This is a genomic window from Natronolimnobius sp. AArcel1, from assembly GCF_011043775.1.
In the GTDB taxonomy this organism is placed as follows: domain Archaea; phylum Halobacteriota; class Halobacteria; order Halobacteriales; family Natrialbaceae; genus Natronolimnobius.
Genome location: NZ_JAAKXY010000005.1, coordinates 275,617 through 298,444, shown reverse-complemented (window position 1 = coordinate 298,444; position 22,828 = coordinate 275,617). Strand labels below are relative to the sequence as shown.

Annotated in this window: 21 protein-coding genes; 9 read left to right on the top strand and 12 right to left on the bottom strand. The window is 54.7% G+C overall.

The genetic code is table 11. The features are described from left to right. Nucleotides 1-48 precede the first annotated feature (48 nt). The gene (locus tag G6M89_RS16445) at nucleotides 49-471 is read right to left on the bottom strand and encodes a universal stress protein (protein WP_165162966.1); all 423 of its coding nucleotides are present in this window, start codon (nucleotides 469-471) and stop codon (nucleotides 49-51) included. A gap of 102 nt (nucleotides 472-573) precedes the next feature. Here G6M89_RS16445 and G6M89_RS16440 point away from each other — a divergent pair, with 102 nt between their 5' ends. Beyond that, nucleotides 574-822 (top strand): hypothetical protein, encoded by a 249-nt coding sequence (locus tag G6M89_RS16440; RefSeq protein WP_165162965.1) that lies wholly within the window; start codon nucleotides 574-576, stop codon nucleotides 820-822. Between the two features lie 531 nt (nucleotides 823-1,353). On the opposite strand, the gene G6M89_RS16435 is transcribed toward G6M89_RS16440, so the two are convergent. Both G6M89_RS16435 and G6M89_RS16430 read right to left on the bottom strand, forming a co-directional pair. Beyond that, a complete protein-coding gene (locus tag G6M89_RS16435) occupies nucleotides 1,354-1,791 on the bottom strand; it encodes a universal stress protein (protein WP_165162964.1) in 438 nt (145 codons plus the stop codon). 255 nt (nucleotides 1,792-2,046) lie between these two features. Next, complete coding sequence (locus tag G6M89_RS16430; protein ID WP_165162963.1) at nucleotides 2,047-3,384, bottom strand: RNA-guided endonuclease TnpB family protein; 1,338 nt, start codon at nucleotides 3,382-3,384, stop codon at nucleotides 2,047-2,049. A gap of 277 nt (nucleotides 3,385-3,661) precedes the next feature. Between G6M89_RS16430 and G6M89_RS16425 the strand changes: the two genes are divergently transcribed. Continuing rightward, complete coding sequence (locus G6M89_RS16425) at nucleotides 3,662-3,835, top strand: hypothetical protein (protein WP_165162962.1); 174 nt, start codon at nucleotides 3,662-3,664, stop codon at nucleotides 3,833-3,835. Nucleotides 3,836-3,906: 71 nt separating this feature from the next. Here the strand turns inward: G6M89_RS16425 and G6M89_RS16420 are convergent, their stop codons facing one another. Continuing rightward, nucleotides 3,907-4,656: a ThuA domain-containing protein gene (locus G6M89_RS16420; protein WP_165162961.1), complete on the bottom strand. Its 750-nt coding sequence runs from the start codon at nucleotides 4,654-4,656 to the stop codon at nucleotides 3,907-3,909. Between the two features lie 143 nt (nucleotides 4,657-4,799). Here G6M89_RS16420 and G6M89_RS16415 point away from each other — a divergent pair, with 143 nt between their 5' ends. The 6 genes from G6M89_RS16415 to G6M89_RS16390 all read left to right on the top strand — a co-directional run bounded on the left by G6M89_RS16415 (nucleotide 4,800) and on the right by G6M89_RS16390 (nucleotide 12,692). Further along, nucleotides 4,800-5,864: a TrmB family transcriptional regulator sugar-binding domain-containing protein gene (locus tag G6M89_RS16415; RefSeq protein WP_165162960.1), complete on the top strand. Its 1,065-nt coding sequence runs from the start codon at nucleotides 4,800-4,802 to the stop codon at nucleotides 5,862-5,864. Between the two features lie 674 nt (nucleotides 5,865-6,538). Continuing rightward, on the top strand, nucleotides 6,539-8,326 hold the full coding sequence (locus tag G6M89_RS16410) for an ABC transporter substrate-binding protein (RefSeq protein WP_165162959.1): 1,788 nt from the start codon (nucleotides 6,539-6,541) through the stop codon (nucleotides 8,324-8,326). 21 nt (nucleotides 8,327-8,347) lie between these two features. Next, nucleotides 8,348-9,361: an ABC transporter permease gene (locus G6M89_RS16405; protein WP_165162958.1), complete on the top strand. Its 1,014-nt coding sequence runs from the start codon at nucleotides 8,348-8,350 to the stop codon at nucleotides 9,359-9,361. After that, a complete protein-coding gene (locus G6M89_RS22790; RefSeq protein ID WP_206335595.1) occupies nucleotides 9,348-10,523 on the top strand; it encodes an ABC transporter permease in 1,176 nt (391 codons plus the stop codon). The genes G6M89_RS16405 and G6M89_RS22790 overlap by 14 nt, the downstream gene beginning before the upstream one ends. Beyond that, the gene (locus G6M89_RS16395) at nucleotides 10,520-11,593 is read left to right on the top strand and encodes an ABC transporter ATP-binding protein (RefSeq protein ID WP_165162957.1); all 1,074 of its coding nucleotides are present in this window, start codon (nucleotides 10,520-10,522) and stop codon (nucleotides 11,591-11,593) included. The genes G6M89_RS22790 and G6M89_RS16395 overlap by 4 nt, the downstream gene beginning before the upstream one ends. Then, nucleotides 11,586-12,692, top strand: a complete 1,107-nt coding sequence (locus G6M89_RS16390) for an ABC transporter ATP-binding protein (RefSeq protein WP_165162956.1) — start codon at nucleotides 11,586-11,588, stop codon at nucleotides 12,690-12,692. The genes G6M89_RS16395 and G6M89_RS16390 overlap by 8 nt, the downstream gene beginning before the upstream one ends. A 62-nt stretch (nucleotides 12,693-12,754) precedes the next feature. Here G6M89_RS16390 and G6M89_RS16385 read toward each other — a convergent pair whose 3' ends face one another. Then, nucleotides 12,755-12,943: a hypothetical protein gene (locus G6M89_RS16385; protein ID WP_165162955.1), complete on the bottom strand. Its 189-nt coding sequence runs from the start codon at nucleotides 12,941-12,943 to the stop codon at nucleotides 12,755-12,757. Between the two features lie 332 nt (nucleotides 12,944-13,275). Here G6M89_RS16385 and G6M89_RS16380 point away from each other — a divergent pair, with 332 nt between their 5' ends. Next, nucleotides 13,276-14,382 carry a Gfo/Idh/MocA family protein gene (locus G6M89_RS16380; protein ID WP_165162954.1) on the top strand — a complete coding sequence of 369 codons (1,107 nt, stop codon included), beginning with the start codon at nucleotides 13,276-13,278 and terminating at the stop codon, nucleotides 14,380-14,382. A 265-nt stretch (nucleotides 14,383-14,647) separates the two neighbouring features. Here G6M89_RS16380 and G6M89_RS16375 read toward each other — a convergent pair whose 3' ends face one another. From G6M89_RS16375 to G6M89_RS16345, 7 genes are all read right to left on the bottom strand, one after another. Beyond that, entirely contained in the window at nucleotides 14,648-15,832 is a 1,185-nt protein-coding gene (locus tag G6M89_RS16375; protein WP_165162953.1) for a Cdc6/Cdc18 family protein, read from the bottom strand. Nucleotides 15,833-15,845: 13 nt separating this feature from the next. Next, on the bottom strand, nucleotides 15,846-16,976 hold the full coding sequence (locus G6M89_RS16370; protein WP_165162952.1) for an ABC transporter ATP-binding protein: 1,131 nt from the start codon (nucleotides 16,974-16,976) through the stop codon (nucleotides 15,846-15,848). 7 nt (nucleotides 16,977-16,983) lie between these two features. Further along, a complete protein-coding gene (locus tag G6M89_RS22395; RefSeq protein ID WP_394352373.1) occupies nucleotides 16,984-17,835 on the bottom strand; it encodes a carbohydrate ABC transporter permease in 852 nt (283 codons plus the stop codon). A 30-nt stretch (nucleotides 17,836-17,865) separates the two neighbouring features. After that, on the bottom strand, nucleotides 17,866-18,750 hold the full coding sequence (locus G6M89_RS16360; RefSeq protein ID WP_165162951.1) for a carbohydrate ABC transporter permease: 885 nt from the start codon (nucleotides 18,748-18,750) through the stop codon (nucleotides 17,866-17,868). 29 nt (nucleotides 18,751-18,779) lie between these two features. Further along, nucleotides 18,780-20,165 carry an ABC transporter substrate-binding protein gene (locus tag G6M89_RS16355; RefSeq protein WP_165162950.1) on the bottom strand — a complete coding sequence of 462 codons (1,386 nt, stop codon included), beginning with the start codon at nucleotides 20,163-20,165 and terminating at the stop codon, nucleotides 18,780-18,782. A gap of 185 nt (nucleotides 20,166-20,350) precedes the next feature. Beyond that, complete coding sequence (locus G6M89_RS16350; protein ID WP_165162949.1) at nucleotides 20,351-21,595, bottom strand: DUF4010 domain-containing protein; 1,245 nt, start codon at nucleotides 21,593-21,595, stop codon at nucleotides 20,351-20,353. Next, the gene (locus G6M89_RS16345) at nucleotides 21,592-22,395 is read right to left on the bottom strand and encodes an HAD-IIA family hydrolase (protein WP_165162948.1); all 804 of its coding nucleotides are present in this window, start codon (nucleotides 22,393-22,395) and stop codon (nucleotides 21,592-21,594) included. Before G6M89_RS16345 ends, G6M89_RS16350 begins: the two co-directional genes overlap by 4 nt. Between the last annotated feature and the right edge of the window lie 433 nt (nucleotides 22,396-22,828).

The following is a 22,828-nucleotide window of genomic DNA, read 5'->3' as shown; positions in this document are numbered from 1 at the left end:
CCACAGCGTGTCTGGGCACTACCACGGCCGAAACGTCCCAGCGTGCGCTCATCTCACAACCGTTACTGAAATCGGCGCACGACGCACGACCCGCTCTGCCACGCTGCCAAGCAGCACACGAGACACGCCAGTACGGCCGTGAGACCCCATGACGATCTGCTCCGCGTCGCTCGTCTCAGCAAACTGTACGATGGCTCGAGCGGGCGACCCGACGAGAATTTCGGTTTCGATGGTGGTATCGTGGTCGTCTGCGAGCGTCGAGACGTCAACAAATATGGGATCGACGTTTGTATCCTCGGCAGTGACGGGCAACTGCAAGTCGTAGTGATTCGACGTGGCACTCTTGTAAGTTGCAACCGACGGCTCTACGACGTGGAGCGCGGTGAAAGTTGCATCAGGATACGTTGTTACCGCGCGTTTCAATGCCTTCTTAGCAGGTTCACTGTCGTCAATTGGAACGAGGATGTGCATACCGTCGTGGTCGTGGGCCCAACAGAAATGTATTCCTGCCCGGCGCTAACTGACAGCAGATTACTACTGGTTGGGGCCGTATACTCGCCCAAGGGGAATACCATGCTCGACTACTACGACAAAATCATTGTTGGCATCGCTGGGAGCCTGCTGATTGGGGTCGTTCTAGGGAGTCTGACCGCAATCGGATTCCAGACCGGCCTGTTCGTTGGGACGGTCATCGCGACGCTGTTTGTCTATGATGCAATCTTTCGCAACCCGCCGCTCCCAGCGTCAGATCCGCGGGTCGTAGCGACGGCCATCGTCTGGCATGCGTTGCTCGCCATCCTCGCTGTCGCCGTGTTTTCATGAGGCGGATTGCAAGTTTCCCGTACGCCGACCGCCGAGTTCAGTTTGGCCGCGACTAGAGTAGTCACTGCAAGTCACTGCACACCTGATCGCACGGCCATCATGCGATTAGGTGTACATAGTTGCAGTTGTTACTATAGAGTAACTGACCACGGCAGCTCGCACGGTCCCGTACTTGCACTCAAGGCCATCGTGGGATTGGTCGATGTCACTAAGCGACGATCCAGCGGTGTCGGTAGTACGTTGATGACTGCCCAACGTTGTGCAATGCGTTATGGGAGTCGGCCACTTCATCAACATCAAATATAACGAGATTAACATACTAATATCGTTTTGGCATGTTCGCACCACCTAATACGAGTTTGTCTGTACAGATACAGGGGTATTTATGTTGGTATACAATCGTACAGTCATAATATGTTTCCGGCGACAACAAGATATTGTCAGCGATAGCCAAGACGAACTCGAGCGAAATAGTATATTACCGAATATGTTTTCGGACGGACGGCCACTTCACAGACTCGCTGTCAGTCGTCATCCCTGTTCGCTATCTGTTGGGAGGACGATTACAGGAACGTGATTTTTGGAAACGAGTTTCTGAGTTTTGTTTCCAGTGAGTACTTTCGTAATTCGGCCACTGGATCGCGGTGTGAAAGCGATCGCTGTCGCATCATTCTCCTCGGCAGCTGCGATGATTTCGGTTAGAACATTTGTTCCATATCGAAGTTCTGTCGAAAGCTCGCACGCTGTGTCTGCCAGTTCGGTCTCAAGGATTTCAAAAAGAGCCTCGGCCTGCTCGCGACGGAGATCGATCGGTGCTTTATCGGGGGCACCACCGCCTTTCTTGATGATATGGATGGCGTGCAATTCCGTACAGCCGTCAAGGTGGTTTTTGATTCCATGACAGGTTGTATATGCATCGTCTTCGTTGGCGACTGGAACAAGTATGCGCTTGAGTAGTGGTTGTGTCATCAATTATCACCGTGAGATTCAATTTCAACGAATTGAGTGGGTGGATTCCGTGTAATTGTGGGTCGGTCAGTTCCGTATCAGGTGCGTTTCTCGTGTGCCAAACTTTGGTATACCTGGTTAAATAGCTATCTAGTTTCTTTGCCGCGAGTCAGATTCGATTATATTTGCAATTCACAAATGCAGTCGATTAGCGTACATCACTAACAACGAACTGAGGTGAAGTACCCCGCGTCGGGTGACGCGGGGCGTCTGTGTCTAGTCCGCCGTGGACGCAACAGTCTTTAATTCCGCTCGCGCTCGACTCTGTGAGTCTTGCGCCGACTCCGTGTCGGTAACACCCGAAGCGAAAACTGCTCCGTGAGCGTCGGCCTCTTCACACAGGCCCGATACTGTCCGTCTCACCTTCCGAACTCGAGGAAAGGTTTCGAGAGACAGCACATTCTCATCGTGGTCGTCAAACCATTCTTGCGCCACGCACACTGCCGCTTTCCGGTCTGCATGGTCTTGGAATCCACACTCCTTGCACTTGAACCGTTTCTTGTCTCGATTAGCTCGTTCCGTATGCAAACACTCCGTGCGAGGGCACCGCTGGGACGTGTACTCTGGATTCACGTCATCCGACGGAACACCGTTCCATGCGGATTTGTACGCTATCATTTCACGGAGTGTCGCGAACGGCAAGGAGTGTAAGCGACGGTTCATCCGCGTGCCGTAATCAATTGAGTCTCGCATGTCTTTGAGGTCTTCAAAGACAATTACTGGGTTGTTGAATTGCGAAACCCATTGGGTCACATCACGCGATACTTTGTGGAGTTGGTCGTGAACGAAGTCCCGTTCTTCGGTTCGGACAACGTTTTCAAACGCAGTCTGCCTGACTGTCTGCATCCGCTTGCGTTTGGTGAAGAACTCGTGGCGAACCCACTTGATGTCCGGGTACTCGATGACGACTGAATCAAGTACGTCGCCCGTGTCTCGACACATAGCGGCAAGTGCCACACAGTCCTCGTTGATGTCTACACCCACAACAGTTCCAGCATTGTCTGGGGACGATACTGTGCGTGTTTTGTGGGTTACAGTGACATGCAGTCGCCATTCACCGTGTTTGTACACAAGTTCGGCCACTCCCACTCGCCACGCTTCGGATTCGAGCGCGTTTTTCACTTGTTCGAGGTGGTTGGGACTGCCACGAAGTACGCCTTTGACGTGGTTGTACGGTTTGTAGCTGATGCGGAACCGAACGTCTCCCGAATCATCCACGTTGAGCGCGTATCCTTCGTCGTGGTTCATCCGCATCGGATACGCCTCGTCGATATAGGGGAACGGGCGACCCCAACCCTCATTTTTGTGGTCGTGGTACGTCTCAAGCTCTCCGAGAGCTTTCTGGACGAGAAGTTGCGTCGTGTTTTTAATGAGGTTGGCGTTGTCAACGACAGTATCGTGGATGTCGTCCCAATTCCACCCGTGTTTGTCGAGTCGGTTGACTTCGTTACGGACTCGTCTGGCTTCGAGACATCCTTCGTGCAAGTTGTCAGAACTCCCCGTTTGGATAGTTAATCCAAAAGAAAGTGTCTGAGTGAGTCCTGCATCTTGCATTATCATATTCTTGTCGTGAACCGTTGTAAAGGTAGTGATTGGTCGGCATTCACCCACGGGTCAGGTGACCCGTGGTACTCTGCCTTGACCGCTTATAGAGAGTTACTTACGGCAGAGGTCGAAAGCGAACGCTCATGTATCGGAAATCATGAGAGTAAGTGGATAAAATAACTTCAAATATAGAAATAGACATATACAACACATATCTGATAGATAGGTGTGAATCAGACCCGCATATCATCAACCGATATGTGATGATTTAGACCACAGTAGGCCTATGGAGATGGAAGTCGGGATATTAGGCAGGGTTTTATCCAAGGTTAGACTATTTTACTATTTTAGCTCGATCTGTCCCCCAGACTTGTCGATAAAAATAGTATTATTCACACCATATGATTTGGTGGAGGAACTCGTAGCACAGATGGTAAAACCACTTTCGGATGGATGGTGATCAAATATACGTCGCCCTACTCCGACAGTTTCCCTTAACACTACCGAGAGGGCGAAATGGACACGAGCGGATCAGTGAACGGTTCGATCGTCGCTCGTGTCGATCTCCTCGAGTGGGTCGTGATTGCCACGAACTGGCTCCGAGCGGTCGTCACTGGGTGCGGCCCACTCGACGGCGTTTGCGAGGACCCGCTGAATCTCCTCGTTGTGATAGACGGGATACGTCTCGTGGCCCGGTCGGAAGTAGAAAATCTTCCCGCTACCGCGGCGGTAACAACAGCCCGAGCGGAACACTTCGCCGCCTTCGAACCACGAATTGAAGACGAGCGTCTCGGGTTGTGGGATGTCGAAGTGCTCACCGTACATTTCTGCTTCCTCGAGTTGGATGTACTCGTTGATGCCGTCGGCGATTGGGTGGCTTGGTTCGACGACCCACAGGCGCTCGCGTTCGGCGGCCTCGCGCCATTTGAGCGCGCAGGTGGTGCCCATCAGTTCGCGGAAAATTTTCGAGAAGTGTCCCGAGTGCAAGACGAGCAGTCCCATTCCCTCGAGGACGTGCTCTTTGACCCGCTCGACGATTTCGTCGTCGACTTCGTCATGGGCCGTGTGGCCCCACCAAGTGAGCACGTCCGTTTCTGCGAGGACGTCCTCGGTGAGTCCATGCTCAGATTGTTGGAGGGTTGCAGTCTGTGTTTCAAAGCCATGCTCCTCAAGGGCGTCAGCGATCGTTGCATGGATCCCATTGGGATAGAGCTCCGCGACGGTGTCGTTTTCCTGCTCGTGAACGAATTCGTTCCAGACGGTGACACGTGTCGATGCCATACTAGTTCCTCACACCTCCTGTGAAAGCCCGTTTCTGAAGCGGCAAGATTGCGGTGTATCTGACAAAACGGAGCGACTGGACACATCTCATCGAAATTAGAGTTTAGGGTAGAACTTTCATGGGGCAGTGACTACCTCGAGGTATGGACGACTCGGGGCTTACGGATCTGTTGCAATCGTTTGGGTTGACAAAAAAGGAGGCCGACACGTACACCACGATTCTCCAGCACGGAGAAACGACTGCAAAAGAGGTTTCACAGGAAGCTGGTGTCTCAAAGCGCCACGTCTACAATACCGCTGAACGCCTCGAGACACATGGACTTGTTGAAATGGTTGATTTTGTTACCCCAACGCTGTTGCGCCCAACGCCGCCGGACCGTGTCAAAGAACGATACAGGTCGAATATCGATCACCTCCACGAGCAGTTGGCCGATCAATACAACGGAGCGAAAGCGGATCTCGAAACCGTTCAGGTGATTAAATCAGGCCCCAGTCTGAAAAAGCGAATCCAGAAGTTCATCGACGAAGCGGATCAAATCATTTCAATTATCGTTCCGCCAGTCCTTCTTGCAGAATTAACCGATGCGCTCGCTGCTGCAGTTGACAGAGATGTGTTTGTCTTGTTGGTAACATACGGCAACTTGAAAGAACAACTTGCTGTAGACGCGTTTGATCTCGACGAGATTGCACACGTTACGCGTACACAACAAACGGAAGTACCGATTCAACTCGCTGTCGATGGCAGTTTTGGACTACTTGCACCCCGATCATTGCTCACGAATCCATCTGAACAAACAAAAGCGGTCGCGTTCGGCCAGTCCTACATCGAACCGGTCGTCTACGGAAATTTTCTAAGTAACGAGTGGAAGTTCGCTGAAGAGACGAACGTCAGGCAACCAAATTCACTTCCAAAGACGTACTCGTGCTTTCAGTACGCAGTCATGGAAGCTGCCGTCCACGCGACCAACGGTGAATCGCTATTCGCAACGGTTGAAGCACGCTCAACGACCGATACAACGACCCAAAAGCAATTTTCCGGCCAAATTACCGATATCCGTCAGCAACTCGTCGAACCGACAAAAGGCGCGGTCATCGAATGCGCACTCGATATCGAAACTGCTGACGGAGTCGTAAGTATCGGTGGGAAAGGGGCGTTCAAGGAGGAATACGAGGCGATCCTGACCAGACTCGAAATAGATAAGCGCTAATTTGCTGTGATACGCCCTCTGTCGAACTGAACGGTCGCTCGAGGAAAAGTGATAATTGGCAGGGGTTAACTGTCTGAGTCATCCATAGCCAGTTCTGTTAGTTGGCGCTGAGTTATCTACAATCGATACTACATATTGAGCAGCATTTTGAAAGTTGTGTAGATAGATTGCCAACCAGTGATGTGAACTCCCTGATACAGGTGGCCAGACAACAAAATATAATCTGCGAAGCAAAATTTCACCACTTATTTTGACATCGAACATCGACACAATAATCAATTGGCCGACGACTATGTTGTGATAAATCGTTTTGAATACCCGTCTCAGTATAGAATTCATGTTAATTGGTATCTCGCCACTCGTAATAGAGACACAGCTAATTACGAGTGTACCAGTGTAAACTATTGCACTGGTATATTCTCGAGATCCTGCGGAAGTCGACGACTGAAAGGCGAATTCACGGGAAAGAAAAGAAATTACACAGATTCGAGTAGCCATCAATCATTGCCGTGGCCCACCGATGACACAGAGCGTACAAAATACAGTGAGAGATGATCATAAAGGTACGTCTCGAGCCCTATACACACTGAAAAGGGCATTTTGTCTACTGTACCGGGGAGGATGTCACCCACCATAATCTTTATTTAACGATAGATCAACGGTTGTGTTGGAGTATGCCGAGTAATACCAAGCGCCAGTCGAATGACTCACCAGTTTCGCGCCGTCGACTCCTCCATGCAGTTGGAGCAGCCGGACTTGCCGCCGGGTTTGCCGGCTGTTCAGACGAAGAGCCGGCCGGTGAGGAAGGGGGAACAGGTGGAAACGGGGACGAACGGTACTTTAGAATTCCAGCGTGGGATCAACCCGATCAGGTGCAATTTAATCCATACAATCCAACGAGCTACGATGCAGATATGATGGAGATGGCGACCGACCAGCTATTCCAGTACGAGCCGGAGACAGACGATTTCCGGCCGCTAATCGGTGACGACTGGGAAGTTGACGAGGACGGACTTCGCCTCTTTCTCAACGAGAACTACGTCTGGCACGATGGGGACGAACTCACCGCAGAAGACGTCTACACGAAGTTCCGACTCGAGTATCATCACGGCTTCGGTGATTCGAACATCTGGCGATATGTTGACGAAATCGAAATTGAAGATGACCACACGCTGTACTTCAGTTTCGATGGCGACGTCAACCCGGCATTGTTCGAGAACGTTCTCCTCGAGTTCCAGATCGATACGAAAGCAGATGTCTACGAGGAGTACCTCGATCCACTCGAGGACACCGAACTCGAGTCGGACGAGCATGACGAACACCTCGGGGAACTCCTCGATTTTGCCCCCGACGAACCCGTCGGGAACGGTCCGTTCGCGTTTTCGGAAGCCAATCCCGAAGCGGCGTATTTCGACGTGTTCGAGGAGTACCCACATACGGACGAGCTGAATTTCGCTGGGTACGCGTTCTATCACTTCCCAGATAACGAAGCGCGCTGGCAAGGATTCATCGAGGACGAACTCGATGGCTTTTCGACGCTGTTCATCCCGGAACACGTCCTCGAGGGGTTCCCAGATCACGTGGAAGTGTGGTTGATTCCGGCAAACGAAGGGCTCGCCATCTATCCACAGCACAGCCACGAGCGGTTTCAGGACGTTCGCGTTCGACAAGCGATTGCATTTGCGATCGATCAGGAGGATGTCGCACAGAATGCTGGCGGACCGGTTTACGAGGGAGTCTCTCACCCGACGGGGCTCGCAGAACTTCACGAAGAGGAGTACCTAGAGGACGTTCTCGACGATTTCACCGACTACAGCCAGGATACGGACCGTGCAGAAGAGCTCATGCAAGAGGCCGGCTACGAACGCGATGATGACGACCAATGGCTCGACGACGATGGCGAGCCATTTTCAGTCGAGATTCGTGGACCAGCAGGGTTCAGCGACTGGATCGACGGACTCGAGACCGTTGCCCAGCACCTCGAGGAGTTCGGATTCGACTCGGAACTGCGCGCTCGTGACGACGACGCCTACTGGGCCGACGACTGGGATAGCGGCGACTTCGAAATCGCCGCTGACTTCTACGGTGCAACCGGCCATCCATATGAAGCGTGGAACGACCAGGTTGTCGGCAGCATTCCGCAAAATCATAATGACGCGCCAACAGACTTCGACGTGCCGGCGCTCGATGACCCCGATGGCGAATCCGAGGAGTTCGACTTCGACGAGGCGCTCACCGAACTCGAGCGCACACACGATGAGGATGAAGAGCATCAACTAATTCAAGAGATTGCGTTCGCGTACAATCAGTCGCTGCCGATAATTCCAGTTGCAGAGAAACTTGACCAAGCAGTGATGACGACCCACGACTGGGACATTCCGGACACAGACGAATCGATAATGCAGATTCCGTTCCCGGCTTGGTATCTCGTTCGCGAGGGCGAGTTGCAACGACAAGAGTAACAGTGAGAGTATCCGCCATCTATGCATTACTACGCAAAGCGAACAATCCAAGCGTTGTTCACTGTGTTCGCAGTGATGACGCTGTCGTTCGTACTGATCCGGTATTTACCAGGCGGTCCGGTCGATCACCTTCGGACACAACTTCGCCAGGAGCAATCCGGCGACATCGACCAGGAACAGATCAACAACCTCGTCGAGGCTTACACGAACGTCAACCCAGAGGAACCGCTCTGGCAACAGTACGTCGAGTACATGGTGAGTCTCCTGCAAGCGGATCTGGGAGAATCCATGTGGCTCAGCCAGCCTGTTGCCGACGTACTCTTTCCGGCGTTGCCCTGGACGGTGTTTTATATGTCCGTTGCAACGTTCCTCATGTTCCTGATCGGAGTTGCGCTCGGTTCGGTGATGGCCTACTGGGAAGGCAGTCGCTTCGACGTCGGATCGACCGTCATCTCGCTGCTACTCAATTCGACGCCAAACTACATCGCCGCGTTGTTACTCGTGTATTTCCTCGGCTACGGGTTTGAGCTCTTCCCAACACGTGGACGAGTCAACTACGACATCGCCGCCGGTTTCAGCCCCGAGTACCTCGGAAGCGTGCTCCACCACGGAGCACTCCCGATCATTTCGATTGTGATCACCGGATTCGGCGGCGTTGCACTGTCGATGCGAGGCAACAGCATTCAGGTCTTGGGCGAAGACTACATGCGCGTTGCTCGACTCCGGGGCCTTTCCGAACGTCGAATCGCCCTGCGATACGTCGCTCGCAATGCAATCTTGCCGATGTACACCGGCCTGATGATTGCGTTCGGCTTCGTCTTCGGCGGCTCGATCATTATCGAGGAAATCTTCGCCTATCCCGGCGTCGGCTACTACATGTTCCAAGCGATCGAACGCGGCGACTACCCAGTAATGATGGGTGCGTTCCTCATCATCACCCTCGGCGTCGTCATCGCCGTGTTCATTGCCGACCTGACCTACGGCAAGATAGATCCACGTGCAGAAAGCGGAGGTGAGGACAGTGAAACCTACTGACCAGAACGGACAATCACAACCACAGACAGACGACTCGAGCAATCGAGAAGCCACCGGTGATCTCGAGCATCTGCTCGGTGACGATTCAGCGAGCACGACCGAGTCCGATGCCGATCGTCCACTTCCTGATGGTGGGAGAACGGAGTCACCAATCGCTGCCTTCTCGAGTGCAAGCGGAACGACGATGAGTAGACAGGAGCGGGCAAAAGTGATCTACGATCGCTGGATCGCATCACCCGCGCGTGTGCTTCGGCAAGACTGGCGGGCACTCGTTGGACTGGCTCTGTTACTCGGGTACGTACTGATGGCGACAGCTGGGGTTGTCCTCGTCGACGCTCCACAGGTCAATCAGGGACCAAACCTGCTTGGCCCCTTTGAGACACTCGAGCATCCGCTTGGAACCGACGGGAACGGACAGGATATCGTCTCGTTGACAGTCCACGCGACACCGATGATGTTGATTATGATCACCGCAGGGGCGGTCTTCGCGACGACCGTCGCGACGATCGTCGGCGTCGGTTCGGGCTACATCGGCGGAAACGTTGACCAGGCGTTGATGACCGTATCCGACATCGCGATGACGATCCCCGGTCTCCCGTTGTTGATCGTTCTCGCGGCCGCCGTTGAACCATCCCATCCAGTGACAATCGGCGTCTTGCTGTCGCTGACAGCCTGGGCAGGCCTCGCCCGCTCGATCCGCTCGCAGGTGCTTACGCTGCGGGACGTCGAGTATGTGGAAGCCTCCCGAACGATGGGGATCTCGAGACGGACGATTATGCTCAAAGACGTGACGCCGAACCTGATGCCGTATATTCTCGTTAGTATGGTCGGCCACGCTCGCGGTGTTATCTACGCGTCCGTTGGACTGTACTTCCTCGGCGTTCTCCCGGTGACCGGTGCGAACTGGGGGCTGACATTGAACAGAGCCTACAGTACCGGCGGTGCGATGCACTCGTGGGATGCAGCCCACTGGCTGATCGTCCCAATGATCGCGATCATCTTGCTGTCGTTCGCACTGTTATTGCTCTCTCAAGCACTCGATCGTGTCTTCAACCCACGAGTTCGAGCGAAACACATGAAGACAAATCACGATGCTGGTGGAAGTAGCACAAGCGATAGCGACGCAGAAACAGACTCTATGTCAGTGAACAAAGGACTATGACAGCGACAGAAACAATTGCCACACCTGACGAACAGGAAACCGACGTCATTATCGAGGCGCGAAACCTCTCGGTAACGTTCGGGATGGACCGAGGCGTTTCACACGTCCTCAACGACGTTGATATCGACGTGCATCGTGAGGAAATCCTCGGCATCGTCGGGGAATCCGGCAGCGGAAAATCGATGTTCGCAGACTCACTCCTCAACGCCGTTGTCGATCCTGGCGTCGCCAGCGGACAGATCGACTACCACACTGCCGACGGCGACGTGATCGACATCCTCGAACTCGAGGGATCGGCACTTCGAGACGTCCGCTGGGAAGAGATTTCAATGGTGTTCCAAGGGGCATTGAACTCGTTCAACCCGACGATGGCAGTCGGCGGCCACTTCGTCGAAACGCTCGAAGCTCACAATGCAGATGTGGAGGCAGGGATGGAACGTGCGCGCGAACTCCTTGCCGATGTCTACCTTGACCCCGACCGAATCCTCGAGTCGTATCCACACGAACTCTCCGGTGGCATGAAACAGCGGGCGTTGATCGCACTCAGCCTCGTTCTCGAGCCAGATGTGCTCGTGATGGACGAACCAACCGCCGCACTCGACCTCTTGATGCAACGGTCGATCCTTAGCTTGCTGCGTGACCTGCAGTCGAAGTACGCGTTGACCATCGTCTTCATCACGCACGACTTGCCGCTGGTAGCTGGACTGGCCGATCGACTCGCCGTCCTCTATGCCTTTGAGTTCGTCGAAGTTGGACCGGCCGAGACAATCGACGACCCTGATCACCCCTATACTCGAGCGTTGCTAAAAGCCGTCCCCAACCTCGAGATTGATCTCGACGAAATGCGGCCGATCGAGGGCTCGAGCCCTGACCCAGTGAACATTCCGGAGGGGTGTTCGTATCACCCGCGATGCCCACTGTCGGATGTAACCTGTGAGTCTGACGATCCGCCCCTCGATGCAATCGACAGCAACGGTCACCGCGTTGCCTGCCACCACTGGGAAGATGCAACCGATGCACTCCCGTTTGACACCGGTGACACTGAGCGCGGAGGTGAGACCGATGCATGAGGAGCCAGTCGTTACCCTCTCGAACGTGGATGTTCACTTCGAGAAGGGGAACGCTGGACTGCTAAGTCGATCCGAGCCAGACTCCGTCAGCGCCGTTGACGGCGTCGACCTCGAGATTGAAGAGAACGACGTCGTTGCACTGGTCGGAGAGTCCGGGTGCGGAAAAACTACTCTCGGCAAGACTGCAATTGCGCTACAACGTCCGACTGGTGGAACGGTCAGTTACCGTGGGCAAGATGTCTGGGCCGCGAAAGACGGACGTGACCCGGACATTTCGTGGGACGAGATTCGAAAATCGCTCCAGATTATTCATCAAGACCCTGGCGCATCACTCAACCCGAACCGCCCAATCCTCGCTAGTCTCGAGGCACCACTCAAACGATGGCGGGATGACCTGAACGCGAATGACCGCCGAGATCGAGTGATTGGTATGCTCGAGCACGTTGGGATGACACCACCAGAGGATTATGCCCAGCGATATCCACATCAACTCTCTGGCGGAGAAAAACAGCGCTGTGCGTTGATTCGAGCGCTGTTTATGAATCCCGACCTGATTCTGGCCGACGAGGCCGTCTCAGCACTCGATGTCTCCCTGCGCGTCGAGATGATGGATCTCATGCTCGAACTCCAGGAACAGTTTGGCACTTCGTTCCTATTTATATCTCACAACCTCTCGAACGCGCGGTACCTTGCGGGTCAGTCCGGCGGACGAATCGGAGTGATGTACCTCGGTGAAATCGTCGAGCTCGGAACGCCTGAAGAGGTGATCGGCAACCCGCAACATCCCTACACGAAAGTGTTGAAGTGGGCAACTGCGGACATGGATGGCACTGCTGAGGCGGAGTCTCCGCCGATTCGAAGCATTGACATTCCGGATCCAGTGAATCCGCCGTCGGGCTGTCGATTCCATACTCGCTGTCCGGAGGCCCGCGAGGCATGTCGCAACGCTCGTCCGGAACTTGTCGCCGACGATACTGACCATCAGGTGAGTTGCTTCCGCCAGCAGCCAGAGCACGACTACTGGGAGAGCGATTCAATCGTTGATGATGAACTCGACGCTGATCACGTAACGGATACTGAGGGGACAGCCGACGACTGATCGCTCTTGAAAAGCGGTGCGTCGTGCGGTCCAATTTTGATCCGTGTTCGCTGTGAGGCCGGCTAGAATAGTCGGTCAAACGGATCCGATTCGAGACGCGAGAGAAGTGCAATTCCAATGAATGTTGCACCAATGAACACGAGGCTCAGCACGAAGACAACGAATTCACCGCTTCCCGGTTCGACAAACGGTGCGCTAAACGCAAGCAGTACAAGGAGTACTACGCAGAAAAAGAACAAATACCGTTTCATACACCAAGCAAGAACTGAACGTTGCATAAGTGTACCGGACAGGATTGCCACGAGCCTGAACCAAACCGACCTCTGGAACTCAAAGCGAAGCCCCATGATCAGTATACACGGTGGTTGGGAATAGGGTACTGGCCCGAAAGACTAAATAGTAGCCATCGACATATTATATCGTGAATTACAGACTTGTTTACTGATACAAGAGATACCATGACAGAGACAAACTACCACCACAGTGTACAAATTATGGCAAAGTCCGTCGGTCGCTCCACGAACGCATCCTCGAAGTCGCATTCGAACGTGATCACAAACTCGAACGGGCGCCGGAGGATTGAATGAACGCACCTACTCAAGCGCGAGTCGGCCTCGTTGGATTGGGCAACATCGGCTGCCACCATGCGGACCAACTTGTAGAACTCGGTGCAAACCTCACTGCTGGACTCGATATTGACGAGACTGCCCGCGACGAGTTTCGTGAGGCATACGGCGTCGAAACGTTCGAAACACCTGCAGACTTCTACGACGTAGTTGATGCAGTCATCGTGACAACACCAAACCGGTTCCACGAGGAGTACGCTGTCGGCGCACTCGAGGCAGGACTCGACGTCCTTCTCGAGAAACCCCTCGCCCATTCCCTCGAGAGTGCCCGCCGTATCGCAGACGCTGCGGCCGCGGCTGATGGGTTCTGTATGGTCGGGTTCAATAACCGGTTTAGTAACGCAGTCACTGTCGCGAAAGCGTACCAGGATCGGGGAACACTAGGTGAGATAACACACATCGAAGCAAACTACGTTCGGAGACGTGGCATTCCAGGTCGTGGCTCGTGGTTCACCACAAAATCAGTCGCGGGCGGTGGGGCACTCATTGATCTGGGGATTCACGCGATCGATCTCGCACTGCACTTCATGGAGTTTCCCGAAGTCGTCGATGTCTCCGGTGCAACACGCTCACAGTTCGGCGGTCGCGAGGACTATACCTACCTCGAGATGTACGGAGATGATGCAGGGCCTGACAGCTTCAATGTTGACGATTCGGTGAGTGCATTTATTCGGTGTGCGAACGGCCGTACCATCTCGCTCGAAGTTGCCTGGGCGGCGAACCGGCCACCGAACGACGAATTCCTCATCCGCGGAACCAAAGCAGGGGCACGTGTTCGCCCTGGCCTCGACGGCTCTGAGCAGGAATTAACGATCTACGACACGAGCTCCGACGGGACCGACCATCTCATCGAGAGTGACATCGACATCGCTCAGCAAAATACGCATCGTATCGAACAATCTGTATTCCTCGAGGGCGTTCGCGCCGGGAAACACCCTGGCCAGAATACGGTCACCGAAGGCATCGCCGTACAACGCGTTGTTGATTCAATATTCGAATCGTCCGACCAGAATCGACCCGTAGAACTGGGCCAGTCTCTTGAACCGGTCCGCAGTGACGACTAACGGATACACTGCTCTCGGGTGTGTTTCATTTGTGATCAGCACAGTCCTCGAAGCAGTTCCAACGAACAGCGCACAAACCCGAGTACCGTCAACCGAGACGGAATGTTGCCTCTGGAGACACTCATACGGACTGCCGTCAGTCATTTCTGGTGGAACCTCGACGCGTACTGCAGTTGTGTCGGTAAGTCATTACAGCAATCCGTGTCAAGTAGTCTGAAACTCCCACAACGGCGAGGAAACCGCGCCGTACATCGTGTGGAGGATATCAACCCCCATTTCTCGAGTAGAGCGCCCGAAAGACGAGCGGCGGAAACGTCGGTTCGACATGACTCGGGGGCCGCCCCCGTCCGCGACCGTAGCTGTGATCTGGATCTCGGTGTTCTACCCGTCGGAGAACCCTGTTGTCGGCAAGTTCGTACAACACTCGTCTAACAGTCGATTGTTTGAAATCGACAGAGTCGGCGTCAGCCAGCGTACTCGCGGTATCGCCGATAGATCGTCGCTGGGATTCCGGAAGTGAGAGATACTGATACAACAGTTCCTGTCGGCTCTCCTCAAGTGTGAAGACTCGGTGAAGCGCTGAGGAAGGGTATGGAACCGCCTCAGTCCCGTCGCTGATGTCGTCTTCCAAGAGTTGATCGCGCCCCGCCGACTCGGCAAGGAGCGACGCCGAGAACAGCGCCGAGATTGCGTCGTGGGCATCACCATGGGCCCAATCAGCGATCACATGTAGTTGCTCACGTGTGACAGCATCCGGCGCGAGTCCGGCTTCGGTCCGTGAACTGAGTATGTCGACGAGCGTATGGGTCCTGTAAGCTGGAATCTTAACCATCCGAGGGACATCCACGCAAAGTTCGTCCGGGTTCGTGCGCCCAATTCCTATCCACGGATGTTCGCCTTTGATCTGGGAGAGCCACTGTGTGACCGTCTCCATTGATGGGCCCATTGTATCGTCTATATGGTCAATCACGATGAACGATGGCTTAGCAGTGAGCCGTTTACCGAGTCGGTCCCGGAGCGCGTCCGTACTCACGCCGTTTGATGGCACAGCCTCAGGACCAAGCAAAGACATCAACGCCCGCCGATAGAACGTAAACTCGCTCGATATCTGCCGAAGGTCGACGGAAGCGACGCGCGGCAGTTGTCGGTGGGCTGTTCGCGTCGTCGTGTGCATCGTGGTACCGCCATCGCCATTGAGCGTGTTAAGCCGTCCGGTGATGGCAGTCATGAGCGTCGTCTTCCCAGCCCCTTTCGGTCCCCATACGTACAATGTCGGTGGGGTCGAACCCGAGAACACGGGCTCTATCGCGTCGAGCAAACGCTCAACGTACCGTCCGCGATCTTGAACATCGGTTCGACAGGCTGTCGGATCGAGAACCGCTCGATCACGGACGATCAGATCAGATGTTTCGTTTCTGATCCGACGGTCGATACGCGTATCGATCTTCATTCCTGCGTGTTGATTACTGCGAGAGCTGTTTCTCAGCGGTTTCGAGTGATCGATCGGAGTGGTAGATCGTCGTTCCGGTTTCGTCGTCAAAGAGGTGGAGTCGGTCAAGGTCGGCTCCGAACTCGACGATATCACCCTGTCGAAGCGATGAGCGAGCACTGACCTTGAACTTCGCCATCGTGCCGGCAACCTCGCCGTGAATCAACGTCGTGTCGCCAAGAGGTTCGGTCACGGTGACTTCTGCTTGGATTGACGTGTCCGCATCAGCCGCGTCCTCGTGGAGGTCCTCTGGCCGGACGCCAAGGAGCAAACGATCACCTTCGAAATCGGCCAGACCGTCGGCCTGTGGCAACTGGACGTCAACGTCGGTACCGGTTGCCACGTAGCCGTCACCGTCTTTCCGGATTTCGACCGGTAGTGTGTTCATCGCCGGACTCCCAATGAACTCAGCGACGAACCGGTTGGCTGGATAATCGTACAACTCCTGTGGGTGAGCGACCTGCTGGAGTTCCCCAGCGTTCATTACGGCAACACGATCGCCAAGCGTCATGGCCTCGGTCTGGTCGTGTGTGACGTAGATGGTTGTCGTCTCGAGTTCGTCATGGAGTTCGCTCAACTCGGCGCGCATCTGGATTCGCAACTTTGCGTCGAGATTTGACAGTGGCTCGTCCATCAGGAGATAATCCGGATCACGGACGAGCGCGCGGCCGATCGCGACACGCTGACGTTCCCCACCTGAGAGCGCTTTCGGCTTGCGTTCAAGGAGATCCTCAATGTCAAGGATCGCCGCCGCTTCGGTGACGAGGTCTTCAATCTCCTCGTCAGTGTAGCTGCCTGCTGACTTCATGCCGAACGTCATGTTTCGCTTCGCCGACATATGTGGGTAGAGCGCGTAGTTCTGGAACACCATCGCGACGTTGCGGTTTTTTGGCACTAGATCGGTGATCGGTTCGCTGTTGGCGAGAATATCACCGTCAGTAACGCTTTCAAGTCCGGCGAGCATCCGCAACGTTGTCGACTTCCCACAACCCGAGGGGCCGACGAGGACGAGGAATTCGCCGTCATCAATCTCTAAGTCGAGCGAGTCGACCGCCGTGACATCTTCGAACCGTTTCGTAATGTTGTCGAGTGTAATATCAGTCATTGATAGCTCACTTCTGTTGGACCCCGAAGGTCTCGAGGAGTGGTTTTCGGAATGCGATCAGTGCGAGCAGCGGCGGGATGAGCGTGATGATGGCACCTGCCATCACAATGGACCACTGCAATTCGCCGGCCTGAATGTCTCCCTGCAAGAGGGTAATCCCGACCTGTGTGACCTGCTGGGCCTGCGAATCAATGATAACCAGCGGCCAGAGGTACTGGTTCCAGGCGTAGATGAACATGATGACGGAGACGCCAGCGAGCATTCCCTTCGACATCGGTATCAGGACGTAGATGAGGAACTTCAGCGGCCCGATCCCATCGAGTTTTGCCTGCTCGACGATCGACGCGGGGATCGAGAGGAAGTGCTGGCGCAACAGGAAGACGGTGGTCGCGCTCGCCAGATATGGGATAGTGAGCGCGAGCATGCTGTTGTACCACCCTAAGTCCGTGACGATGTTGAAAAGCGGCACGAACCGGACCGGCACCGGCAGCATCAGCGTAAAGAGGATCAACATAAACATCAGGTTCTTGAACGGGAACCGATAGTAGACGATGGCGAGCGCCGCCAAAAGCGAGATTGCGAGTTTGCCGACGACAATAATGATCGACATGATAAACGAGTTCAGCAGGTAGACACCGAAGTTGTAGTCGGTCATCACCGTTTCGTAGTTCTCGACCATGTGACTGCCCGGGGCGAGGTCGCCCACGCTGTTGATGACGCCCTGTTCTTGCGTGCTCACGAGCAACGCGATCAGAATCGGAAACGCCATCAAGAACACCGAAACCCCGAGTCCGACGTGGACCAGCAACTGGGTTCGATCCGTTGTCGGTTTTTCGAGCGATTCGGCGACTCGGTCGATCGTGGATTGAGTGTCTGTACTCACGTGTTCTCACCCATAGTGTGCGTATTTGTCGGACAGGCGCAACTGCGCGAACATCAGCAGGCCAACGACGAGGAACAGGATGACCGACTGTGCCGACGCCAGTCCATGGTTGTTGAATTCGAACGCATTACGATACAGATCGTAGATCATGATGTTGGTTGCCCCACCTGGACCGCCTTGAGTGAGGATATCGATGAACGCGAATGTGTGGAAGAACGCATAGATCGTGTTCATCACAACGAGGAAGATGAGCGTCGGCGAGATCAGCGGCATGTAGACCCGTACTAGCCGCTGGAAGCGACCAACGCCATCAAGATCGGCAACCTCACCGAGAGCATCAGGGACGTTGTTGAGCGCGGCGATCATGAAGATGACATTGTAGCCAATCTGCTTCCAAATGACCGCAACAGTCACCACAATGAACGCCTGCCCACCCTGCGTAAACCAATCGATATTGACGCCAAAGATAGCCTGAATTGGTTGGGTAAGCACGCCGAGGCTAGGATGGATGATGTAGAAAAAGACAATTCCTGCAACTGCCGGTGGCAGGGCGTACGGCCAGATCGCCGCAATCAGATACGACGATGTGCCGATGTTCACTTCATAGATCAGATACGAGACGACCAGCGAGATGGCCATCACACCGATGATGACGATCAACGAGAATACAATCGTGACGACGATGCTGCTGTGATAGTCGCTCGAGGTGAGCAAGTAACTGTAGTTGCCGAAGCCGGCCCAGACCCGTTGAGTACCGAACTGTAGGGTCTCATATAGGCTGAGGTTGACCGCCTGTGCAGCCGGGTAGTAGAGGAAAACGGCCGAGACGACGATCGTCGGCAGTAACAGGAGGTAGGCAAGCCACGAGCGGTTGTAAATCTCTCTTGACATTTATCTGAAACGTGATAGTTCAGTTTATCTTACTCGCCTGCAACTCGGGAGTAACGATCGAGCTCTTCTTCGACACTCTCTTTCATGTTCGCGAGCCCGTCCTCGACGCTGACGCTGCCGGAGAAGATTTCCTGGGACTCTTCCTGGACCGTCAGCTGCACCTCGCGAGCGGGGCCGACGAGCATCCGGCGGGTTGCCGGCGTCGTCTCAGACTCGAGCAACTGATCGAACGCCGTTGCGTAGTGAGGTTCGTCCTCGAACCAGCCCTCGTCTTCAAGTTCGTCAATAGCTTCCTCGCGAATCGGGTAATAACCGCTTCCCTGGTGCCACTCAATCTGGTTTTCCACCGAACCAAGGTAGGCGAGCAGTTCACCGACTTCCTCCTCGCGCTGGTCGTCCATATCGCCGCTGATGAACAGCGACGCCCCACCGATGACGACGCCCGTTCGGTCCTCAGTTGGAGAGGGATAGAAGCCGGTTCCGAGTTCGAACCCGTCGACGTCATCATCATCAAGGTCCTCTTCATCTTCGATATCACCCTCAGCACCCGAAACGGTCGCTTCGACTGCGGCCGTCGAGTCGAGTTTGATTCCGACTTCTTCTGCAAGGAAGGCGTTTCGTGCCTCGTCCCAGGCTTCGATGCCGGGGTTCAAGAAGAGATCATCCTCGTAGAGGTCACGCCACCAACTCCAGAGATCCTCAGCGAAGTCAGTGTCGGTGTGCATCGTCGTCGGTGCACCGTCGTGACCGTTTTCGTTGTCGAGAATGAGTTCATTAGCCAGCGAGAACCAGGTCTCAATGAACCAGACATGGTTTGGCCACGTGATACCGTAGTTAACCGCACCTGAATCGACGAGTGCTTCACTGTGTTCTCTAACCTCCTCAAGTGTTTCGGGGGGCTGGTCGGGATCGAGGCCGGCCTCCTCGTACGCATCTCTGTTGTAGTAGAGGATGCAGTTCGAGTTGTTGAACGGCATCGAGAACAACTCGCCGTCGACGCGGAAGAAGTCCTGGACGGTTTCGACGAGGTCGTCGGTTGGATAGTCATCGGGCAGTAGCCCTTCGGCGGACTGCATCGCCTCTGTATCGAGCACCTGCTGGTTGTGCAGGCTGTCAATCATCACGACGTCGGGAATCTGGTCGGCCTCAATTGCGCCGAACAGACTATTCAGGATATCTTCGTAACTTCCCTGGTACTCCGATTCGCTGTCGGCACCCTCAAAGCGCTCGACCATATCGTCCAGCAGTTCGCCCGACCCGCCACCCATTGCGTGCCAAGCAGTTAATACGTCGTCGTCGATGTCCTCAGCATCGTCGGCATCCCCGTTTCCGTTGCCCATACAGCCAGCGAGTCCAGCTGCAGTGACAACCCCCGTGGTTTTCAGTACATTTCTACGCGATTGATTGTCGTACATAAACAACCGTTTAGAACACATAGATTATAAAAGTACCGGTTGGAGAGTATATTGCGCAGTGAAAATACACATGGAAACAATAGGTGGTAGTTTTGTTCACTGACAATGCGGAGTCTATGATAACAAAATAATCGCTACCATTTATATGTCGTTGAATGGGCGTCGGTGCCATCTCGTCCTGCGATTCAACGCAAGAGTAACGGCATTCCAACGAGCACACCGACACCAATTAACACCAGATTCCAAAGCAACACCGGCCGGACCAACTCTCGAGCGATAGACGCTGCGAACACCGTCTTGACGAGGATGCTTGCAGCGGTACCAGCAAGAACGCCCGCCACGGCAGTCTCAGTCGTGATCTGACCGGTGCTGACGAGCGTGACCGCAGTGGTCGTCGCGGTGCCACTCGAGACCAAGCCGGCGAAGAACGTCGTCGCGAGGAAGCCGGTCGCACCGAAGGCCTGTTCGGCACCGACGGAGACGAGCAAGACGAGCAAGAATAGCGCGCCGAACGAGAGGGCGTTGCGAAGACTAAACGGAGAGGTGAGATCCGCTTCGAAATCCGCCCGCCAGTCGCTCATCGTGACTGCGATTGCGATACCGGCGATCGTAATCGCACCGAGAGGGGCACCGATCACCAGCGCGGCCTCGGGGACGAACGCGACCACGATGACCCCGTTCCGAAAGGCCATCGCCGCGTTCGCGAGCAGGATAGCTCCCACAGCGAGGTCAAACATTCCCCTCTGGTCGGTCGCCCGTTTCGCCATCTCGGCCACAACGGCCGTTGAGTTGACAAGCCCGCCGAAAAAGCCGGTGACAGCGACGCCCATTCCCTGGTATTTTTTCACCAGCACATAGTTGACGAATCCGATCGCACTGATAGCAATCACGAGCGACCAGATCAACTGTGGCTGCACCGCTCCCCATGGATCGACCGTCTCAGCGGGGAGAAGCGGATAGATAACGAACGCGAGGATAACGAATTCAACGGCGCTCCGAACCTCTTCTCTCGAGAGTCCCCACGCGAACTGGTGGAGTTCGCGTTTCAGGACGAGCAACAGTGACGACAGTACTGCGACAGTCACCGACTCGATAAAGTAGCCTTCGGCAACGAGCGCACCAATACTATACGCAACCAGCATCGACACTGATGTTGTCAGCGATAGCCCGTCGACGTCCTCTTCGATGAAACTCTGAACAGCGAGCAAGATCGCATGGGCAATGATCAATAGTCCGCCAATCAACAATAGACCGTTGTCACCGATAATCGTGAACACCGCTGCGAGCAGGCTGATTAAGGCGAACGTCCGGATGCCTGCCGACTTCTGGGACCACTCTCGTTCAAGTCCGAGGAACATCCCCAGCAGCGTCGCCAGCACCAGCTTTGCGACCGAGTCATCAACGTGTGCGAGCGGTTCGAACTCGATCATGAATCGATAACGGCGTCGATCGTTCCCAGCGAGTCCACAACATAATTGGGACGCACCGTCGATTCCTCAAGGGCCGCTCGGTCAGTGACGCCAGATTCGACGAGAACAGTTGTCATACCTGCTTGGTGGCCCATTCGAACGTCTGTCTCGAGTCGGTCGCCGATCATGAGACACCGTTTCGGCGAAACGCCGAGTCGATTTGTTGCGGTTTCAAGAGCGGTGCGCGAGGGTTTTCCGAGGACGCCGTCAAGTTCTTTCCCGGTCAGACCCTCGATAGCACCGATAATCGCACCGGCGTCCGGAATCTCACCGTCAGCAACCGGACAGGTCCGGTCAGGATTCGTCGCGTACATTGCTGGTTCATTCTCGAAGGCCTCGAGTACGTCTACCAGGGTGTCATAGGCGAACGACCGGTCCATGGAGACGAGTATGACCTCTGCAGTCGACGGATTGGATGCCACCTTGAGGTCCGCCCGTTCGAGTTCGACGACGAGTGGATCTTCACCGACGACATATACCGGATCCGAGCTATGGCGTCGCGCCAAGAAGTCGGCCGCGATTGATGCCGAGTTGACGATGTGTTCGAGGTCAACGTCAAGGCCGAACGACGCCAGGCGCTCTCGATGAGCGGCTCGCTGCTCGAAGGCCTTATTTGAGAGGAACACAACGTCGATTCCCGCCGATTGGAGTCGTTCGATTCCTCTGACGGCCCCGTCGATCGGTTCATCGCCACGATACACTGTCCCGTCGAGGTCGACGACAGCACCTGCTATTGCATCTGAGACAGTCTCGCTGGTCATCCATGATCACCTAGAGCTCGCCGTCTGCTTGAGAGTCGATTCGCCGCTCGTCCAACCATACGTCGTATTTCCAACATACTGTTAACTCCGTGCGACTATAGCCTACTATATAGAGATATATAGTATATGTAGCTATCGGTCGGCTTGACCACAAATGGCCCTTCGAACTATCGTACGGACCACGAAACTGTCTACGCTGTCACAAGAGATGCCCAAAAAGAGTTATGCAGTTGTGCCCGGGAAGGCGCAATTGAAAACGAGAGGATATCGGCCGGCCCTGTTGTCAGTGCAGCGGCTGTTCCGTCGGGCTACGAAAGAACCGGCACCGGCAGGCTGACACAGTCTATAGTAACAACTGAAACTGTTTACATACCAATCGTATAGCTGTCATGCGATTGGGTGTGCACTGACTGTCAGTGGCTACTATATTACC

What these genes read in the sequence shown, in the direction of transcription:
- G6M89_RS16445 (WP_165162966.1), bottom strand. Translation starts at nt 471, where the DNA reads ATGCACATCCTCGTTCCAATTGACGACAGTGAACCTGCTAAGAAGGCA.
- G6M89_RS16440 (WP_165162965.1), top strand. Translation starts at nt 574, where the DNA reads ATGCTCGACTACTACGACAAAATCATTGTTGGCATCGCTGGGAGCCTG.
- G6M89_RS16435 (WP_165162964.1), bottom strand. Translation starts at nt 1,791, where the DNA reads ATGACACAACCACTACTCAAGCGCATACTTGTTCCAGTCGCCAACGAA.
- G6M89_RS16430 (WP_165162963.1), bottom strand. Translation starts at nt 3,384, where the DNA reads ATGCAAGATGCAGGACTCACTCAGACACTTTCTTTTGGATTAACTATC.
- G6M89_RS16425 (WP_165162962.1), top strand. Translation starts at nt 3,662, where the DNA reads ATGGAGATGGAAGTCGGGATATTAGGCAGGGTTTTATCCAAGGTTAGA.
- G6M89_RS16420 (WP_165162961.1), bottom strand. Translation starts at nt 4,656, where the DNA reads ATGGCATCGACACGTGTCACCGTCTGGAACGAATTCGTTCACGAGCAG.
- G6M89_RS16415 (WP_165162960.1), top strand. Translation starts at nt 4,800, where the DNA reads ATGGACGACTCGGGGCTTACGGATCTGTTGCAATCGTTTGGGTTGACA.
- G6M89_RS16410 (WP_165162959.1), top strand. Translation starts at nt 6,539, where the DNA reads ATGCCGAGTAATACCAAGCGCCAGTCGAATGACTCACCAGTTTCGCGC.
- G6M89_RS16405 (WP_165162958.1), top strand. Translation starts at nt 8,348, where the DNA reads ATGCATTACTACGCAAAGCGAACAATCCAAGCGTTGTTCACTGTGTTC.
- G6M89_RS16395 (WP_165162957.1), top strand. Translation starts at nt 10,520, where the DNA reads ATGACAGCGACAGAAACAATTGCCACACCTGACGAACAGGAAACCGAC.
- G6M89_RS16390 (WP_165162956.1), top strand. Translation starts at nt 11,586, where the DNA reads ATGCATGAGGAGCCAGTCGTTACCCTCTCGAACGTGGATGTTCACTTC.
- G6M89_RS16385 (WP_165162955.1), bottom strand. Translation starts at nt 12,943, where the DNA reads ATGAAACGGTATTTGTTCTTTTTCTGCGTAGTACTCCTTGTACTGCTT.
- G6M89_RS16380 (WP_165162954.1), top strand. Translation starts at nt 13,276, where the DNA reads ATGAACGCACCTACTCAAGCGCGAGTCGGCCTCGTTGGATTGGGCAAC.
- G6M89_RS16375 (WP_165162953.1), bottom strand. Translation starts at nt 15,832, where the DNA reads ATGAAGATCGATACGCGTATCGACCGTCGGATCAGAAACGAAACATCT.
- G6M89_RS16370 (WP_165162952.1), bottom strand. Translation starts at nt 16,976, where the DNA reads ATGACTGATATTACACTCGACAACATTACGAAACGGTTCGAAGATGTC.
- G6M89_RS16360 (WP_165162951.1), bottom strand. Translation starts at nt 18,750, where the DNA reads ATGTCAAGAGAGATTTACAACCGCTCGTGGCTTGCCTACCTCCTGTTA.
- G6M89_RS16355 (WP_165162950.1), bottom strand. Translation starts at nt 20,165, where the DNA reads ATGTACGACAATCAATCGCGTAGAAATGTACTGAAAACCACGGGGGTT.
- G6M89_RS16350 (WP_165162949.1), bottom strand. Translation starts at nt 21,595, where the DNA reads ATGATCGAGTTCGAACCGCTCGCACACGTTGATGACTCGGTCGCAAAG.
- G6M89_RS16345 (WP_165162948.1), bottom strand. Translation starts at nt 22,395, where the DNA reads ATGACCAGCGAGACTGTCTCAGATGCAATAGCAGGTGCTGTCGTCGAC.